This window comes from Streptomyces turgidiscabies Car8 (assembly GCF_000331005.1).
In the GTDB taxonomy this organism is placed as follows: Bacteria; Actinomycetota; Actinomycetes; order Streptomycetales; family Streptomycetaceae; genus Streptomyces; species Streptomyces turgidiscabies.
Genome location: NZ_AEJB01000558.1, coordinates 1 through 2,000 on the forward strand (window position 1 = coordinate 1; position 2,000 = coordinate 2,000).

Annotated in this window: 2 protein-coding genes and 1 pseudogene; all 3 read right to left on the reverse strand. The window is 70.0% G+C overall.

The genetic code is table 11. From position 1 onward, the window contains the following. A pseudogene (locus tag STRTUCAR8_RS40010) lies at positions 1-119 on the reverse strand (transcription antitermination factor NusB); the annotation flags it as partial. Between the two features lie 2 nt (positions 120-121). Beyond that, positions 122-688 carry an elongation factor P gene (gene efp / locus STRTUCAR8_RS40015; RefSeq protein ID WP_006382090.1) on the reverse strand — a complete coding sequence of 189 codons (567 nt, stop codon included), beginning with the start codon at positions 686-688 and terminating at the stop codon, positions 122-124. Between the two features lie 59 nt (positions 689-747). Beyond that, positions 748-1,857 carry an aminopeptidase P family protein gene (locus tag STRTUCAR8_RS40020; RefSeq protein ID WP_006382089.1) on the reverse strand — a complete coding sequence of 370 codons (1,110 nt, stop codon included), beginning with the start codon at positions 1,855-1,857 and terminating at the stop codon, positions 748-750. Positions 1,858-2,000: the final 143 nt, after the last annotated feature.

Genomic DNA, 2,000 nt, shown 5'->3' on the forward strand with positions numbered 1-2,000 from the left:
GTGTCGTCCCGGGACAGCCTGATCCAGTCCCCGAGGACCGTCTGGACATCGGCCCCGCGCTGGTCGCCCTCGAAGAGGATCTGGAAGGCACGCTTGCGGGCCGTGTTGCGGGCAGCCACGGTTAGCTGTTCACCCGGCCGAGGTAGTCGCTCGTACGGGTGTCGACCTTGATCTTCTCACCGGTGGTGATGAAGAGCGGGACCTGGATCTGGTGGCCCGTCTCCAGGGTGGCCGGCTTGGTGCCGCCCGTGGAGCGGTCGCCCTGGACGCCCGGCTCGGTCTCCTGGATGACCAGCTCGACGGCGGCCGGCAGCTCGACGAAGAGCACCTCGCCCTCGTGCTGCGCGACCGTGGCGGTGAAGCCCTCGATCAGGAAGTTGGCGGCGTCGGCGACGGCCTTGCGGTCCACCATGAGCTGGTCGTACGTCTCCATGTCCATGAAGACGAAGTACTCGCCGTCCATGTAGGAGAACTGCATGTCGCGCTTGTCGACAGTGGCCGTCTCGACCTTGACACCGGCGTTGAACGTCTTGTCGACGACCTTGCCGGAGAGCACGTTCTTGAGCTTGGTTCGCACGAAGGCCGGGCCCTTGCCGGGCTTGACGTGCTGGAACTCGACGACGGACCAGAGCTGGCCCCCGTCGAGCTTGAGAACCAGGCCGTTCTTGAGGTCGTTCGTGGAAGCCACGGTTGCGGAATCTCCTGGACTGACGTGGACGACCCCGGGGCAGACGCGACAGCTCGAAGCTAGAGCGCGAGCAGTTCCTTGGTCGTGATGGTAAGTAGTTCGGGTCCGCCGTCCGCCTCAGGGCGTACGACGAGCGTGTCATCGATCCGGACACCGCCCCGGCCCGGGAGGTGGACCCCCGGTTCGACGGTGACCGGCACGCAAGCGTCCAGTTTACCCATGGCCGCGGGGGCGAGCTGCGGCTCCTCGTCGATTTCGAGCCCGACACCGTGTCCGGTGAGCTCCGGGAGGCGGTCCGCGTACCCCGCGGAGTCCAGTACCTGGCGTGCCGCACGGTCCACGTCACGGTAGGCGGCGCCGGGTGCCAGGGCCTCCCGTCCGGCGCGCTGGGCTGCGAAGACGAGGTCGTAGAGCTCGATCTGCCAGTCGGCCGGCGAGGTCCCGATGACGAATGTGCGGCCGATCTCACAGCGGTATCCGCGATAGACGGCGCCGAGACAAACAGAGAGGAAGTCTCCTTCCTCCACGCGCCGATCGGTGGGCCGATGCCCCCGGCGGCCGGAGTTCGGCCCGGTGGCGACGGCGGTCGTGAAGGCCGGCCCGTCGGCACCGTGGTCGACGAGCCGCCGCTCCAGCTCCAGGGCGAGATGCCGCTCCGTACGCCCGACGAGGATGGACTCCAGCAGTTCGCCGAGCGCCTGGTCGGCGATCTCGGCGCCGATCCGCAGACAGGCGATCTCCTCCTCGTCCTTGACCACCCGGAGCTGCTCGACCGCGCCGCCGAGGTCGGCCAGGCGCAGCCGGGGCGCGACCGAGCCGATGGCACGGTGTCGGGCCACGGTCAGGTGGTGTTCCTCGACGGCGAGGGACTCGGCGCCCTGCGCGGCGGCGAGATCCGCGGCGGCGACCGCCGGATCGCCTCCGGAAGCGGACAGCGTGTGCACGCGCAGCGCCTCGTCCGGACGGCTGCCCTCGGGGAGCCTGTCGTTCTCGGAGCCCGCCCACACGAGCAGGTCCTCACGTTTTCCCAGCAGCAGTACGGCTCCCCGCGGGGCAGCGCCCGCGAGATACCGCACATTGGCGGCCCGGGAGACCAGGGCCCCCGCACTGCCGCCCGCGTGACACCGCTCCCGAAGCCGCGCTCTGCGCGCCGCGTAGACCTCTGACATGCCCCGAGCGTAAGAGCGCCGCCGGGTCGGCGCCGGTCGAAGGGGGCCGAGTGGGCGGCGGTCGTTCTCTCGCCCCCGCCGCCCCTACCCGTCCCATCCGTCTGGGGCTCCGCCCAAGACCCCGCTCCTCAAACACCGGAGGG

Excerpts from the sequence above, each read along its gene's own strand:
- STRTUCAR8_RS40020 (WP_006382089.1), bottom strand. The coding sequence starts at position 1,857 with ATGTCAGAGGTCTACGCGGCGCGCAGAGCGCGGCTTCGGGAGCGGTGT.